The sequence below is a fragment of the Streptomyces sp. SID1328 genome (genome assembly GCF_009865595.1).
In the GTDB taxonomy this organism is placed as follows: Bacteria; Actinomycetota; Actinomycetes; order Streptomycetales; family Streptomycetaceae; genus Streptomyces; species Streptomyces griseoluteus.
In genome coordinates this window covers 1-648 of sequence record NZ_WWKH01000575.1, presented here as the reverse complement: position 1 = coordinate 648, position 648 = coordinate 1, and the positions used below count along the sequence as shown (strand labels likewise).

General features: G+C 70.7%; 1 protein-coding gene. It reads left to right on the top strand.

Annotated elements, in window-relative coordinates:
* On the top strand, positions 1-648 hold a 648-nt coding region (locus GT030_RS18090), incomplete at both ends, for an LCP family protein (RefSeq protein WP_237522591.1).

Genomic DNA, 648 nt, shown 5'->3' with positions numbered 1-648 from the left:
GCGGGCCCCGGTCCGGCGCGCGGGACCGGCGGCGCCGTCGTGCGCGCAGGGCACGGGTGGCGCTCCTCGTCTGCCTGTCGCTGGTGGTCCTCGGCGGCGCGGGGGCCGGCTGGGTGTACCTGAAGCTCAACGGCAACATCCAGACCTTCGACGCGGGCGGCCTCTCCGACAACCGCCCGGCGGGCTCGTCCAAGGGTGAGAACGTCCTGGTGATCGGCTCGGACGCGCGCACCGACGGCAACGCGGCACTGGGCGGCGGCGACAAGGACGGCATCGGCCGTTCCGACACCACGCTGCTGCTGCACATATACGCCGACCACAAGCACGCCCTGGCCGTGTCGATACCGCGCGACACCCTGGTGACCATCCCGCCCTGCAAGCTGCCCACCGGCGGCTGGACCCAGGCCCAGCCGAACACCATGTTCAACGCGGCCTTCTCGGTCGGCGAGACCGACAAGGGCAACCCGGCCTGCACGCAGAACACCGTGGAACAGCTCACCGGGCTCCGCATGGACCATACGGTGGTCGTGGACTTCAAGGGCTTCGCCGCACTCACCCAGGTCGTCGGCGGGGTGAAGGTGTGCCTGCCCAACGACGTGTACCAGAAGGGCCTCAACCCCAACCGGACCACGCGGGGCACGCTCCTCT